The 13,583-nt window shown below is 67.3% G+C and carries 15 protein-coding genes; 13 read left to right on the forward strand and 2 right to left on the reverse strand.

Annotation, left to right across the window (positions count from 1 at the left end):
• Positions 1 to 154: 154 nt before the first annotated feature.
• From AWC08_RS00035 to AWC08_RS00070, 8 genes are all read left to right on the forward strand, one after another.
• Positions 155 to 1,324, forward strand: a complete 1,170-nt coding sequence (locus AWC08_RS00035) for a CaiB/BaiF CoA transferase family protein (protein WP_069433621.1) — start codon at positions 155 to 157, stop codon at positions 1,322 to 1,324.
• A gap of 76 nt (positions 1,325 to 1,400) precedes the next feature.
• On the forward strand, positions 1,401 to 1,919 hold the full coding sequence (locus AWC08_RS00040; protein ID WP_065132007.1) for a hypothetical protein: 519 nt from the start codon (positions 1,401 to 1,403) through the stop codon (positions 1,917 to 1,919).
• Positions 1,920 to 1,928: 9 nt separating this feature from the next.
• The gene (locus tag AWC08_RS00045) at positions 1,929 to 2,633 is read left to right on the forward strand and encodes an NIPSNAP family protein (protein ID WP_065132006.1); all 705 of its coding nucleotides are present in this window, start codon (positions 1,929 to 1,931) and stop codon (positions 2,631 to 2,633) included.
• Positions 2,634 to 2,671: 38 nt separating this feature from the next.
• Positions 2,672 to 3,844 carry a cytochrome P450 gene (locus AWC08_RS00050; protein ID WP_069433597.1) on the forward strand — a complete coding sequence of 391 codons (1,173 nt, stop codon included), beginning with the start codon at positions 2,672 to 2,674 and terminating at the stop codon, positions 3,842 to 3,844.
• Between the two features lies 1 nt (position 3,845).
• Positions 3,846 to 4,814, forward strand: coding sequence for a zinc-binding dehydrogenase (locus tag AWC08_RS00055; protein ID WP_069433598.1), 969 nt, complete (start codon positions 3,846 to 3,848; stop codon positions 4,812 to 4,814).
• Positions 4,811 to 5,551 (forward strand): HpcH/HpaI aldolase family protein, encoded by a 741-nt coding sequence (locus tag AWC08_RS00060; RefSeq protein WP_069433599.1) that lies wholly within the window; start codon positions 4,811 to 4,813, stop codon positions 5,549 to 5,551. Before AWC08_RS00055 ends, AWC08_RS00060 begins: the two co-directional genes overlap by 4 nt.
• Positions 5,548 to 6,264, forward strand: a complete 717-nt coding sequence (locus AWC08_RS00065; protein ID WP_069433600.1) for an SDR family NAD(P)-dependent oxidoreductase — start codon at positions 5,548 to 5,550, stop codon at positions 6,262 to 6,264. The genes AWC08_RS00060 and AWC08_RS00065 overlap by 4 nt, the downstream gene beginning before the upstream one ends.
• Positions 6,246 to 7,154 (forward strand): alpha/beta hydrolase, encoded by a 909-nt coding sequence (locus AWC08_RS00070; RefSeq protein WP_069433601.1) that lies wholly within the window; start codon positions 6,246 to 6,248, stop codon positions 7,152 to 7,154. The genes AWC08_RS00065 and AWC08_RS00070 overlap by 19 nt, the downstream gene beginning before the upstream one ends.
• On the opposite strand, the gene AWC08_RS00075 is transcribed toward AWC08_RS00070, so the two are convergent.
• A complete protein-coding gene (locus tag AWC08_RS00075) occupies positions 7,151 to 8,251 on the reverse strand; it encodes an alcohol dehydrogenase catalytic domain-containing protein (RefSeq protein WP_065135475.1) in 1,101 nt (366 codons plus the stop codon). The genes AWC08_RS00070 and AWC08_RS00075 overlap by 4 nt on opposite strands.
• A 14-nt stretch (positions 8,252 to 8,265) precedes the next feature.
• On the opposite strand from AWC08_RS00075, the gene AWC08_RS00080 reads away from it, so the two are divergent.
• Positions 8,266 to 8,724: an acyl-CoA thioesterase gene (locus AWC08_RS00080; protein ID WP_069433602.1), complete on the forward strand. Its 459-nt coding sequence runs from the start codon at positions 8,266 to 8,268 to the stop codon at positions 8,722 to 8,724.
• 29 nt (positions 8,725 to 8,753) lie between these two features.
• The gene (locus AWC08_RS00085) at positions 8,754 to 9,191 is read left to right on the forward strand and encodes an SRPBCC family protein (protein WP_065135452.1); all 438 of its coding nucleotides are present in this window, start codon (positions 8,754 to 8,756) and stop codon (positions 9,189 to 9,191) included.
• On the opposite strand, the gene AWC08_RS00090 is transcribed toward AWC08_RS00085, so the two are convergent.
• Complete coding sequence (locus AWC08_RS00090; protein WP_069433622.1) at positions 9,188 to 9,883, reverse strand: GntR family transcriptional regulator; 696 nt, start codon at positions 9,881 to 9,883, stop codon at positions 9,188 to 9,190. The two genes, AWC08_RS00085 and AWC08_RS00090, sit on opposite strands and share 4 nt — an antisense overlap.
• Before the next feature lie 158 nt (positions 9,884 to 10,041).
• On the opposite strand from AWC08_RS00090, the gene fadD5 reads away from it, so the two are divergent.
• The 3 genes from fadD5 to AWC08_RS00105 all read left to right on the forward strand — a co-directional run bounded on the left by fadD5 (position 10,042) and on the right by AWC08_RS00105 (position 13,583).
• Entirely contained in the window at positions 10,042 to 11,694 is a 1,653-nt protein-coding gene (gene fadD5 / locus AWC08_RS00095) for a fatty-acid--CoA ligase FadD5 (protein WP_142283330.1), read from the forward strand.
• Between the two features lie 214 nt (positions 11,695 to 11,908).
• Complete coding sequence (locus tag AWC08_RS00100; protein WP_069433604.1) at positions 11,909 to 12,712, forward strand: MlaE family ABC transporter permease; 804 nt, start codon at positions 11,909 to 11,911, stop codon at positions 12,710 to 12,712.
• 1 nt (position 12,713) lies between these two features.
• Positions 12,714 to 13,583 carry an MlaE family ABC transporter permease gene (locus tag AWC08_RS00105; RefSeq protein ID WP_069433605.1) on the forward strand — a complete coding sequence of 290 codons (870 nt, stop codon included), beginning with the start codon at positions 12,714 to 12,716 and terminating at the stop codon, positions 13,581 to 13,583.

The raw sequence follows: 13,583 nt of genomic DNA on the forward strand, positions 1-13,583 counted from the left end.
ACCGAATTCATCACCCCCACCGACGCCCGATACCGATCCGCCGCACCACCGATCTACCCGCGCATCGACATCAGCGAAGTCGAAGACGCCATCGGCATCCGGCTCGTCGACTATCACGCCGCGTGACGTGGCACGACCGGCTAGGCTGACCGCGATGGCGGGACCAGTGCAGGGCATCAAGGTCGTCGAACTCGGGGTGTGGGTGGCCGGTCCGGCGGCGGCTGCGGTCCTCGCTGACTGGGGCGCCGACGTCGTCAAGATCGAACCGCCCACCGGTGATCCTGGGCGGATGTTCGGCCGGATGCTGGGCTGCGACCTCGGTGTGAACCCGCCGTTCGAGATGGATAACCGGTCCAAGCGCAGTGTCGTACTTGACCTCACCACCGACAGTGGACGGCAACGAGCGCTCGAATTGCTCTCGGACGCCGATGTTTTCATCACCAATCTGCGGCCCGGTGCGTTGCGGCGGCTCGGGCTGGACTACCAGGCGCTGGCCGCGGACCACCCCCGGCTGGTCTACGGCCTGATCACCGGCTACGGCGAATCCGGGCCGGATGCCGACCGCGCCGCCTACGACGTCGCGGCCTTCTGGTCCCGGGGCGGCATCGCGCACCTGCTCACCCGGCCCGGCGACACACCGCCGTTCCAGCGCGGCGGCATGGGCGATCACTCGGCCGGCATGACCTTGGCGGGTGCCGTCTGTGCGGCATTGCTGGCCCGCGAGCGCACCGGCACTGGCCAATTGGTGTCGACCTCCCTGTACCGCCAGGGCGCTTACACCGTGAGCTTTGACCTGAACACCTACCTGCTCACGGGCCAACCGATCGCGATCGGCCAGCGCGCCACCATGGGCAACCCGTGTATGAACAACTACGCCGCCGGCGACGGGAGGCGGTTCTGGATCGTCGGACTGGAAGTCGACCGGCACTGGCCGGCCCTGTGCCGGGTGGTGGGCCGCACCGACTGGCTGACCCACCCGCGCTACGCCGACGCCCGCGGCCGGGCGGCCAACGCCGTCGAACTGATCGCCGCGCTCGACGAGATCTTCGCGGCCAGGCCGCTCGACGAATGGGCGGACTTGTTCGCCGCCGAACCGGATTTCTTCTGGTCGCCGGTCAACTCGCTCGAGGACATCGTGGCCGACGAGCAGTTCTACGCCGCGGGTGGGATCGTCGACGTGCCGGACGGCGAAGCGATCGTGCCGATGGTGGCCACCCCCGCCGACTTTCACGGTACGCCCTGGTCAGCGCGCTCTGTCGCACCGCGACTCGGCCAGCACACCGATGAGATCCTCGCTGAACTCGACGCCCGCCGGCAGCTCTGAATACTTGGCGAAGCTTTACAAAAGCGAGTGAAAGTGTCACGCTGTCCAAGGAGCTGTGGCATGAGGAAACGGATCGATGGTGACTCCAACGTTCGACATTGTGGGCGCCGCCCAGCGGGCTAGTCCCCAGGTACTGCGTCACCGTCTCGACGTGATCGCCGTCGGAACCGGCGATGTCGTACGTACGGCCGGCGGTTGGCTGTTTGACCGGGTGATGGCCGGGTGGCAGGTGAACGTGCTGTTGCCGCGTGACTGCGACACCCGCCCGTTGCGGGTGTTAGGAGCGCAGGTCTTGGATGCGGTCAATCTGGACGTGTCCGGGCCGCGGAGCCAGGGCCTGGCCGTCAGTGCCGAGGCTTTCGCCGCCGACGACCGGGTCAAAACCCTGGTGCGCAGGGCCGTGGCCAGCCGGATGACAGAAGTCGCGCTGTGGGGGGAAGGTTGGCCGCTCGGGGCCGACCGTGGCCTGACCAAGAACTGCTACACACTGAGCGCGGCGGCCCGCGCGTTCAAGGCGGAAGCGCTTCGAGCTGCTGGAATGCCTTATGAGGCAATAGGTTCCACGGAAACTCTGATGACCTCCTGGCTGGGCTAGCCGGACAACATGAAGAAGTTCCATCGCCACACACTGCTGTACCTGCACGAGACGATCGATCTGGGTTCGGGGCGCAGCGAAGACTTCACCGAAGTATTCGTCGACACCTATCAGCCGATGATGGAAGAGCTCGGCGCCCGGCTGTATTCCATCTGGGAAACCACTCCCTACAACGGTCACTGGCCCCAGGTGACGATCATCTGGGAGATCGACGCGTTCGCGGACTACGCCAGAATCGGCGCCGCACAGGCCCGAGGCGGCAGCCACGAGGCGGCGGCCGGCAAGTGGTCGGCCTATCTGACCGACATGGGCGCCTCAGGGGAGGGTCGCATCATGTACGCCGGGCCGAGTAACCAGAACCTGGCCGCGCTGCGTGCGGCGAATTTCGATGCGTCACTGGTGATTCAGGAGATCATGCAGACCAAGCCCGGCCGCCAGGACGACTACATCCGGGAGCTGGAGCGGCTCTATGTGCCGTGGTCGGAAAGCACCGGCAAACACTGGCTCGGATCCTTCACCACCACCTTCCGCTTCAACGAAGTGATCCACTACTGGGCGCTGGAGGGCGGCTGGGAGTGCTTCGCCAACCACTACCCGTCCTGGAAGGACAGCCCGCCCGCCGAAATCGTCACCTGGATGAGCGTGGCCCCCGCCTTGCGCGACGGCTGGGAAGACTCCATTCTGCAGGCTCTACCGCCGTCGCCACTGCAGTGACGCAAGGTTTCTCTTACGATCCCTTCGACGCGAAGGTAATGGCGAATCCCCTCCCCTACTATCGTGTCCTGCGCGACGAGTATCCGGTGTACTACCTGCCGCGGTGGGACACCTTCGCAGTCTCGCGATTCGACGACATCTGGACAGTGCTGGAGGTCAACGACGGCACCTTCGTCGCATCCGAGGGGACCTTGCCGTCGGCATCGGTTCTGGCGCAGCACAATAGCGGCCCGGTCGCCGACCCGCCGCTGCACCCGTTGCCGTTCCACGCGGTGTTCGACACCGATCTCTACGGCGAGATCCGCCGCGCCCACTCCCAGCCGCTGCGGCCCAGGTCGGTTACCGCTCTGCGAGCCAGGATCCGCGAGCTGGCGAACGAACGGCTCGACCTGCTCTTGCCGCAAGGCTCTTTCGACCTCACCCAGGACTACGGCGGCATCGTCGCCGCGGCGATGGTCTGCGAACTGCTGGGCATATCAACCGATCTCGCACCTCAGGTGCTGGCGGCGGTCAACGCCGGCAGCCTGGCCCAGCCGGGCGAGGGCGTCGACACGGCCGAGGCCCGGCCGAATTACCTGCAGTTTCTGATGCCGGTGGTGGCACGCCGCCGCGGCGGCGAATTGGGGGACCTGCCGGTGGTCGACGGACTGCTCGGCTATCACCTGCCCGACGGCAGCACGCTGAGCGATGTCGAGGTGGCCACCCAGATGCTGTGCATCTTCATCGGCGGCACCGAAACCGTGCCCAAGATCGTGGCGCACGGGCTCTGGGAGCTCAGCCGGCGTCCCAGCCAACTGGTCGCCGTGCGGGCCGACCCCGCCACCAATGTGCCGATCGTGCGCGAAGAGATGATCCGCTACTGTGCGCCGGCGCAATGGTTCGCTCGAACGGCGCGCAAACCCTTCACCATTCACGGCCAGACGATCAGGCCGGGGCAACGCGTGATCACGCTGCTGGCCTCGGCGAACCGCGACGAACGGGAGTATCCCGAACCCGACGCGTTCATCTGGGACCGGCCGATCAAACGTTCCCTGGCGTTCGGTCGCGGTCAGCACTTCTGCCTCGGCTACCATCTGGCAAGGCTGGAAGTGGCTGTGCTGATTGAAGAATGGTTGCGCAGGGTGCCGGAGTTCGCGGTGGACGATGAGCGGGCCACCCGGTTGCCGTCCAGCTTCCAGTGGGGCTGGAACAAGATTCCGGTGGAGGTCTGAGGTGTGGTCCTACCGGATCGTCGCCCCCTACCAGTTCGAGCGCACCTCGATCCCGGAGAAGACCCCCGAGTGCCTGACGAACGGCCAAGTGCTGCTCCGGTTTGAGGCCGCCGGGGTGTGCGGCAGTGATCTGCCCGGCTTCCGCGGCTGCAAGGGACGCCTACCGGGGGACGACGGCCGCAGCGCCGCGGAAAAGGACGGCTTCCCGATCCACGAGGTCGCCGGCGAGGTTCTCGCCAGCAGGCACCCCGAACACCGGCCCGGCGATCGGGTGGTGGGCTGGGCCTCCGGGTTCGACGGCATGATGGAGCGCGTGGTCAGCGACGGTGACGGCCTGGCGCCCTACGATCCGGCCCTGCGTCCGGCGCAGGCGGTCGGCCTGCAGCCGTTGGCGTGTGTGCTGTACGCGTGCGAGCAGCTGCCGGACCTGGCCGGCCGACACGTGGCGATCATCGGCCAGGGGTCCATCGGCCTGTTGTTCTCCTACGTCGCGAAAGCCGCCGGAGCGCGCCGGGTCACCGGCATTGATCCCCTCGACCGCGAAAAGATCGCGCGCGCTTACGGTGTCGACGATTCCGTGCGTGCCACCAGCGACCGATGGGTGAGCCTGCTGACTCCCGGCGACCGGCCCGAGGTGGTGATCGAGGCGGTCGGTCATCAGGTGGCGACCCTGGCCCATGCCATCGACGCGGCCGCTCCCGGCGGCACCGTGTTCTACTTCGGCGTTGCCGACGACGACGCGTATCCCATCGACATGCGCGCCATGCTGCGCAAGAACCTGACACTGAAGTCGGGTGTGACACTGGACCGTCGGCGCATGCTCAAGCGGGCCGGCGCGTTTGCCGCCGAACATCCCGACCTCCTCGCGACCTATCTCACCCACACCTTCGACGTGGACGACACCCAGGCGGCCTTCGAGCTGGCCTGCCGGCCGGACCCCGAACGGGTGAAGATCGCGATCGCCGGATGAGCGTGTTTCAGGGTGAGCAGCAAGCACCCCTGTGGGGCGGCTGGATCACCGGTCCGACGCTGATCGGACCCGGGGAGTTCGCCCGGGCCGGCTACGACTACGTCGGATTCGACGCCCAGCACGGCTATCTGGACGACGCCGATATCGCCGGCATGCTCAGGTACCTCGACCATGTCCCGATCGCCACCGCCGTCCGGTTGCCCAACTGCGATCCGGCGCCCATCGGTCGGGTGCTCGACGCCGGCGCGGACGCCGTCATCATCGCCATGATCGAGTCGGCCGACCAGGCCGCCGCGGCGGTGGCCGCCACCCGCTACCCGCCCGCGGGAGTCCGCAGCTTCGGCCCGCTGCGGGCCGGCCTCGGGCACGACCCCGCCGCGCTGGAGTCGCGGTCCGCGGTCTTCGCCATGATCGAAACGGCCGCCGCGGTTTCCGGCATCGAGGACATCTGCGGGGTGGCCGGTCTGACCGGAATCTACGTCGGCCCGGCCGATCTGGCGATCTCGATGGGCGCGGATGTGGCAGGTGCGACGCGCAACGACCAGGTTCTCGAGTCGATCGGCCGGATCCATCGCGTCGCTTCCAACGCCGGGCTGGTCACCGGAATCCATGCCAGTGACGGGGTGACGGGGAAGAGGATGGCGCAGTTGGGCTTTCAGATGATCACGTTGGCATCCGAATCGCACGCGCTGCGTCGCGGCGCCGCCGAACACCTGCGTGAGGCGACGGCCGAGTGAACGGCGCCCGGATCGCATTAGTCACCGGAGCCGCCGGCGGGCAGGGCGGGGCGATCGTACAGCGACTGCTCGGTAAGGGCTACCAGGTGGCCGCGTGCGACCTGCGGGCCGACGAGATCGATTCTGCGTCAACGGAGCTGCTGGCGATCACTATGGACGTCACCGACCCCCCGCAGTGGCAGGCTGCCGTGGCCGCAACCGTGGAGCGCTTCGGCGGCCTGAGCGTTTTGGTGAATAATGCCGGAGTGCTGCACCGGGCACCGCTGGCCGAGGAGACCGCCGAAGCTTTCGAAACATCTTGGCGGGTCAATTGTCTGGGCGCCTTCCTGGGCATGCGCGCGGCCCTGGACCACCTAGTGGCGGCCGACGGCGCCGCGATCGTGAACATCTGCAGCACCGGAGCCATTCGGCCCTTCCCGCAACATTGTGCCTACGGCTCCGCGAAGTGGGCGCTGCGGGGCCTGACGCAAACCGCCGCGGCCGAACTCGCTCCCGCCGGTATCCGCGTGAACGCCGTGTTCCCCGGGCCGGTGGCCACCCCGATGCTCGATGACGGCATTCAGCAGCGACTGGCTGCGGTCGCGATGTTCGGCCGGTTGGGCCGGCCCGCCGAAATCGCGGACGCGGTCGCGTTTCTGGTATCGCAGGAGGCTTCGTTCATCACCGGATCGGAACTCGTGGTAGACGGCGGGCAATGTCTGCAGATCCGATGAGCCACCGCCTGGACCCCGCGCTGCATAACGTCGCGGTCAACCGGACGGTGTTCACCGCCGAAGCCATTCCGCTGATCCGGGAGTCGATGAATCAGCGTCGTAGCCAGGCCCGAACGGACAACGCAGGTGTGATCGTCGACGACGTGGTCGCCGGGACGGTGCCGGTGCGCTTCTATTGGGCCGCGACAACACCGGCACCTGTGGTCTTGTATTGCCACGCAGGAGGTTTCGCGCTGGGCAACCTGGACACCGACCACCGGCAGTGTCTGGAACTCGCCCGGCGCGCCCGGTGCTGCGTGGTGTCCGTCGACTATCGCCTGGCGCCGGAACATCCCTACCCGGGGGCGCTCGAGGACGCGGCCGCGGCGCTGAACTGGTTGGTGAGCAACGCAACTCAGCTGGGCATCGACCCACACCGGGTTGCCGTGGCGGGCAGCAGCGCCGGTGCCGCTCTGGCCGCCTGCCTGGCACACGCGGCGACTGACGGGGCATTGCCCCCGCTGCTGTTTCAGCTCTTGCACCAGCCGGTACTCGACGACCGGCCCACCGCATCCAGGAGGGAATTCCGCACCACCCCCGCGTTCGACGGCGAAGCGGCCGACCTCATGTGGCGGCATTACCTCGCCGGACGGGAACCGTCCGCGTCGGCCGCGCCCGCCCGGCGGGAGAATCTGGCGGGTCTGCCGCCGGCCCTGATCACCTGCGCGGAGATCGACCCGTTCCGCGACGAAGCGGTGGAATACGCGCAGCGGCTGTCCCAAGCCGGGGTGCCCACCGAGCTGCACGTGTTCGCCGGGGCCTGCCACGGATTCGACTCGCTGCTGCCCGAATGGGAGGCATCCCAGCGGCTGTTCGCCCTGCAGGGCGCGGCGTTGTCGGCGGCGTTCTAGAACCGGATCAACTGGCGTACCGCGACGCCGTCGGCCAAATGGTCCATCGCTTCGTTGATGTCGTCCAGTGCGATGGTCGACGACACCAGCGACTGCACCGGCAGCCGGCCGGACTGCCACAGCGCGACGAACCGGGGGATGTCGCGGCTGGGCACGGCCGATCCGAGGTAGCTGCCGATCAGCGCACGGCCCTCGGCAACAAAACCCAACGGAGACAAGCTGATTCGCGCATCAGGGCGCGGCAGTCCGACGGTGACCGTGCGCCCGCCCGGGGCGGTCAGCCCGACCGAGGTCTCCAGCGCGCGAGGATGACCCACAGCCTCCACCACCACGTCGGCCTTGACTCCCGCGGCCTGTTCCGGTGTGTAGGTTTCATGTGCGCCCAAAGCTTGCGCGGCAGCCAGTTTTTCGGGTAGCCGGTCGATTCCGATGACGCGAACGCCGTCATAGGTCAACGCGGTGAGCACGGCAGCCATGCCGACACCGCCCAGACCGACCACCGCGACCGACTGGCCCGGCCGTGGGTCACCGACGTTGAGCACCGCACCACCGCCGGTCAGCACCGCACACCCGAGCAGGGCGGCCACCTCCGGCGGCACCTCGTCCGGCACCGGGACCGCACTGGCGCGATTGACCACCGCGTGCGTCGCAAAACCCGAGACGCCGAGGTGGTGATACACCGCGCCGCCATTGCGGATCAGGCGGATGCCGCCACCGAGCAGCGTTCCCGCATTGTTGGCTGCGCTGCCCGGCTGGCACGGCGTCAGCCCCTCGGTCGCGCACGCGGGGCAGTGGCCGCAGCGCGGCAGAAACACCAACACCACCCGCTGGCCCAGGGCCAGATCGTCCACGCCGTCACCGCGCGCTTCGACGATGCCCGCAGCCTCGTGGCCCAGCAGCATCGGCACCGGCCGCACCCGATTGCCGTCGACCACCGACAGATCGGAGTGGCACACCCCGGCCGCCTCGACCCGCACCAGCACTTCCCCCGGGCCTGGGCCCTGCAGGTCGAGCTCGGCGATGCTGATCGGTCGCGACTGCGTGTAGGGGCGGGGCGCACCGATGCGCTCCAGCACCGCGCCGCGGATGTGAATCATGTTGGAATACAACCATGAGCTCCGTACCGCCCGGCCCGGACGGCCTTACCAGCGCTGACTTCCCGGTGCGGTGGCCGGTGCTCACCCGCTGGGCCGACAACGACATGTTCGGCCACCTCAACAACGCCGTCTACTACCAACTGTTCGACACCGCGATCAACGCGTGGATCGCCACCGGCGCCGGCGTCGACCCGCTCACCATCCCCGAATTGGGCATCGTCGCGGAATCGGGCTGTCGCTACTTCGCCGAGCTCGCCTTCCCGGAGAGTCTCGCCGTGGGTTTGGCGGTGACCCGGCTCGGCCGCAGCAGCGTCACCTACCGACTCGGCGTCTTCAAAGAGGTCGACCTGCAGCCGCAACCCGTCGCCGCACTGGGGCACTGGGTGCATGTTTACGTCGATCGCGGCACCCGCCGGCCGGTGCCGATTCCCGGCGCGATCCGCTCACTGTTGGCCACCGCCTTGGTGAATTGAGCTTGGCCCGGCGCACGTATGCTTCGCCAATGGCAGTTATGAGCAAGACAGTCGAGGTCGATGCCGAGGCCGGTTCGATCATGGGCATCGTCTCCGACATCGAGCGGTACCCGGAATGGAACGAGGGCGTCAAAGGCGCCTGGATCCTCGCTCGATACGACGACGGCCGCCCCAGCCAGGTGCGCCTGGACACCAATGTCAACGGCTTCGAGGGCGTGTACATCCACGCCGTGTACTACCCGGGTGAGAATCAGATTCAGACCGTGATGCAGCAGGGTGACCTGTTCGCCAAGCAGGAGCAGCTTTTCAGCGTGGTGGCCACCGGCGTCAACAGCCTGCTGACCGTCGACATCGACGTGGAGCCCAGCATGCCGGTACCGGCACCCATGGTGAAGATGTTGCTGGGCAACGTCCTCGACCAACTCGCCGCCAACGTCAAGCAGCGCGCCGAGCAACTGGCCAGCTAAGAGTTGAAGATTCCCGTCCGGTCCAGCGTGTCGGTGAGGCGGCGGGCGGCGTCGGTGAACTGCCAGACCGTGTGCTCGACCACGGCGGCCGGGTCGCGGTTGCGCAGCGCACCGATCAACCGACGGTGGTTGTCGACCGTGGACTCACCCCACACCGGGTCAGCGGCGTACAGCTGCGCCGGCATGTAACGCGCGGCGTTGAGCAGGAACCAGGACAGTTTGATCCGTCCGCTCGCCTGGTTGAACACCCGGTGGAAAGAGAACTCGAGCGAGGCGATCACTTCGGCGTCGCCGCCCCCGACGGCCGACTCCAGTAGGTCGTTGATGCGCTCCAGCTCGGCGATCTCGCGCTCGTTGATCCGTTCGGTGGCGGTGACCGCCAACTCGCGGGCGATGGTGGCCTGCAACCAGAAGATGTCGTCGATGTCCTGGCGGGTCAGCGGCAGCACCACATGGCCGCGGTGCGGCTCCAGCTGCACCATGCCCTCGCCACGCAGCTTCAGCAGCGCCTCGCGCACCGGCGTGATGCTCACTCCGAGCTGGGCGGCCGTCTCGTCGAGCCGGATGAAGGTACCCGGCCGCAGCGACCCAGCCATGATCGCCGTCCGCAGATGGCCGGCCACCTCATCGGACAGCTGGGACCGGCGCAGCGGACGGCGCCGTCGGGGTGTTGCCGATAACGGTGCATTCACGTGGCCTGCCAGGCCTTTCAGCGGCATTGCGGTATTGGCTCAAGTCGTGACTGAGGGCTTGTTAGCGACCTCGGCGGCCGTTAATGTGACCCAGACAACACATGTTTTATCAAATATCAGCCTGACGCAAGCGGTGCGCGAGTGAAGGGAAGGCATAGTTGACCGCCCACCTGGCCAGCGACCGGATGCAGGCCCAAACCGAAGCGCACGAGCAGCCGTATCTTGCTCGCCGGCAGAACTGGGTGAACCAGCTCGAGCGGCACGCGATGATGCAGCCGGACGCCCCGGCGTTGAGGTTTCTGGGCCGCACGCTGACGTGGGCGGACCTGCGGCGCCGCGTCAGGGCGCTGGCCGGCGCGCTGAGCCGCCGCGGGGTGGGCCCCGGCGATCGGGTGATGGTGTTGATGCTCAACCGCCCCGAGTTCGTCGAGTCGGTGCTGGCAGCCAATATGTTGGGTGCGATCGCCGTCCCGCTGAACTTCCGGCTCACGCCCTCCGAAATCGGCTTCCTGGTCGAGGACAGTGGGGCCCGGGTGATCGTCACCGAGGCGGTGCTGGCGCCCGTGGCCGCGGGCGTCCGCTCTATCGCGCCGTTGCTGGACACCGTCGTGGTGGCGGGAAGCACCGCCGACGACGACGTCCTCTTCTATGAAGACCTTGTGACTGAGGCCGGCGACGGGCCCGCTGCGGTCGACATCCCGAACGACTCCCCGGCGCTGATCATGTACACGTCGGGAACCACCGGGCGGCCCAAGGGTGCGGTGCTGACGCACGCCAACCTGACCGGTCAGACCATGACCATGCTCTACACCAGCGGCGTCGATCTGAACAACGACGTCGGCTTCATCGGTGTCCCGTTGTTCCACATCGCGGGGATCGGCAACATGCTGTCCGGGATGCTGCTCGGCGTGCCGACAGTGATCTACCCGCTCGGCGCGTTCGACCCCGGGCAGCTGCTCGACGTGCTGGAGGCCGAGAAGGTCACCGGCATCTTCCTGGTGCCCGCCCAGTGGCAGGCGGTCTGCGCCGAGCAGCAGGCACGGCCACGCGATCTGCGGTTGCGGGTGATGTCGTGGGGCGCCGCCCCGGCGCCAGATGTGTTGCTGCGCCAGATGTCTGAGATCTTCCCGGGCACCCAGATTCTGGCCGCTTTCGGCCAGACCGAGATGTCGCCGGTGACCTGCATGCTGCTCGGCGACGACGCCATCCGCAAGCGGGGATCGGTCGGCCGGGTGATCCCGACCGTGGCCGCCCGCGTCGTCGACGACGACATGAACGACGTGCCCGTCGGCGAGGTGGGCGAAATCGTCTACCGCGCACCCACATTGATGAGCGGCTACTGGAACAATCCGGACGCCACCGCCGAGGCCTTCGCCGGCGGCTGGTTCCATTCCGGCGATCTGGTCCGGATGGACGGCGACGGCTACGTCTGGGTCGTCGACCGCAAAAAGGACATGATCATCTCCGGCGGGGAGAACATCTACTGCGCCGAGGTCGAGAACGTCCTGGCCGGCCACGAGCGCATCGTCGAGGTCGCGGTGATCGGCCGGGCCGACGAGCGCTGGGGTGAGGTGCCGATCGCGGTGGCCGCTGTAACGGAAGGCCACCTCCGGATCGAAGAGCTAGATGAGTACCTGACCGAGCGGCTCGCGCGGTACAAGCACCCCAAGGCGCTCGAGATCGTGGACGCCCTGCCGCGCAACCCCGCCGGGAAGGTGCTCAAGACCGAACTGCGTTTGCGCTACGGGGTCGGCACCGGCTCCGAAAATCGTTCTGCGACAACAAGATCTGCCATCGGAGAGGAAAGCTGACGGGGTCGACATGTTTGCTGGGTGCTGACGGAATGTCAATTGTCGAGTTGCTATACACACCTGGGCGACCATCGGGTACATTCCTGTGGTCTCCGTTACTACCTGCGGGTAGGGAGCCGTTGGTCACACACGTAGGGTCGGGGCAAGGAGGAGGCGTGCGACACCATTCGCCGCGGCGCCACGACGCGAGCGGCCCCATTGTGAAGGGGCAATCGTGACGACATCCACCCGACCACACCTGGTCGGATACCTGCGCGATCAACTCGAGACGCCGCTGACGATGATCGGCGGGTTCTTCCGGATGTGTGTGCTGACCGGCAGGGCTTTGTTCCGGCGGCCGTTCCAGTGGCGCGAGCTGATCCTGCAGTGCTGGTTCATCATGCGGGTGGCGTTGCTACCCACGATCATGGTCTCGATCCCGCTGACGGTGCTGCTGATCTTCACGCTCAACGTGCTGCTGGCCCAGTTCGGTGCCGCCGACCTCTCGGGTGCGGGTGCGGCGATCGGGGCGGTCACCCAACTCGGGCCGTTGACCACGGTGCTGGTCGTGGCCGGCGCCGGCTCCACCGCAATCTGCGCTGACCTGGGCGCCCGGACCATCCGCGAAGAGATCGACGCGATGGAGGTCTTGGGTATCGACCCCATCCACCGCCTGGTGGTGCCCCGGGTGATCGCCGCGACGGTGGTGGCCACACTGCTCAACGCCCTGGTGATCACGGTGGGACTGGTCGGCGGTTACCTGTTCGGGGTGTACCTGCAGAACGTCTCCGGTGGGGCGTACCTGGCGACGCTGACCACCATCACCGGGCTGCCCGAGGTGATCATCGCCATGATCAAGGCGGCCACCTTCGGGCTGATCGCCGGCCTGGTGGGCTGCTACCGCGGACTGACGGTGCGCGGCGGATCCAAGGGTCTGGGCACGGCGGTCAACGAAACGGTGGTGTTGTGCGTGGTCGCCCTCTATGCGGTGAACGTCATCTTGACCACGATCGGCGTTCGATTCGGGACGGGGCACTGACATGTCGACAGCAGCGGTAGTTCGGTCGCGGTTCCCGCGGGCGACGGCCAACGTCAACAGGTACGCGGGCTCGGTCACCCGGGGACTGGACGAAACCGGCCAGCTCGCGTGGTTCTTCCTGACCAGCCTGGGTCAGATCCCGCATGCCCTGCACTACTACCGCAAGGAAACCTTGCGACTGATCGCGCAGATCGGGATGGGCACCGGGGCCATGGCCGTGGTCGGCGGCACCGCCGCGATCGTCGGCTTCGTGACCCTCTCCGGTAGCTCGCTGGTGGCCATCCAGGGTTTCGCCTCGCTGGGCAATATCGGGGTCGAGGCCTTCACCGGGTTCTTCTCCGCGCTGATCAACGTGCGCATCGCCGGGCCGGTGGTCACCGGCATCGCGCTGGCGGCGACGGTGGGCGCCGGTGCGACCGCGGAGCTGGGCGCCATGCGCATCAGCGAGGAGATCGACGCCCTGGAGGTGATGGGCATCAAGTCGGTGTCGTATCTGACCTCGACGCGAATCGTGGCCGGGCTGGTGGTGATCATCCCGCTCTACGCGCTGGCGATGATCATGTCGTTCCTGTCGCCGCAGATCGTCACCACGGCGCTTTACGGGCAGTCCACCGGTACCTACGAGCACTACTTCCGGACGTTCCTACGCCCTGACGACGTGTTCTGGTCGTTCTTGGAGGCCATCATCATCGCCGCGATCGTGATGGTGACCCACTGCTACTACGGCTACAACGCCGGCGGCGGACCCGTCGGCGTCGGTGAGGCCGTCGGCCGGTCCATGCGGTTCTCGCTGGTCTCGGTCCAGGTCGTCGTCCTGTCCGCCGCGTTGGCGCTCTACGGCGTCAACCCCAACTTCGCATTGACGGTGTAG

Source organism: Mycobacterium gordonae (assembly GCF_002101675.1).
Classification (GTDB): domain Bacteria; phylum Actinomycetota; class Actinomycetes; order Mycobacteriales; family Mycobacteriaceae; genus Mycobacterium; species Mycobacterium gordonae.

Excerpts from the sequence above, each read along its gene's own strand:
- AWC08_RS00035 (WP_069433621.1), top strand. The coding sequence starts at position 155 with ATGGCGGGACCAGTGCAGGGCATCAAGGTCGTCGAACTCGGGGTGTGG.
- AWC08_RS00040 (WP_065132007.1), top strand. The coding sequence starts at position 1,401 with ATGGTGACTCCAACGTTCGACATTGTGGGCGCCGCCCAGCGGGCTAGT.
- AWC08_RS00045 (WP_065132006.1), top strand. The coding sequence starts at position 1,929 with ATGAAGAAGTTCCATCGCCACACACTGCTGTACCTGCACGAGACGATC.
- AWC08_RS00050 (WP_069433597.1), top strand. The coding sequence starts at position 2,672 with ATGGCGAATCCCCTCCCCTACTATCGTGTCCTGCGCGACGAGTATCCG.
- AWC08_RS00060 (WP_069433599.1), top strand. The coding sequence starts at position 4,811 with ATGAGCGTGTTTCAGGGTGAGCAGCAAGCACCCCTGTGGGGCGGCTGG.
- AWC08_RS00070 (WP_069433601.1), top strand. The coding sequence starts at position 6,246 with ATGTCTGCAGATCCGATGAGCCACCGCCTGGACCCCGCGCTGCATAAC.
- AWC08_RS00075 (WP_065135475.1), bottom strand. The coding sequence starts at position 8,251 with ATGATTCACATCCGCGGCGCGGTGCTGGAGCGCATCGGTGCGCCCCGC.
- AWC08_RS00080 (WP_069433602.1), top strand. The coding sequence starts at position 8,266 with ATGAGCTCCGTACCGCCCGGCCCGGACGGCCTTACCAGCGCTGACTTC.
- AWC08_RS00085 (WP_065135452.1), top strand. The coding sequence starts at position 8,754 with ATGGCAGTTATGAGCAAGACAGTCGAGGTCGATGCCGAGGCCGGTTCG.
- AWC08_RS00105 (WP_069433605.1), top strand. The coding sequence starts at position 12,714 with ATGTCGACAGCAGCGGTAGTTCGGTCGCGGTTCCCGCGGGCGACGGCC.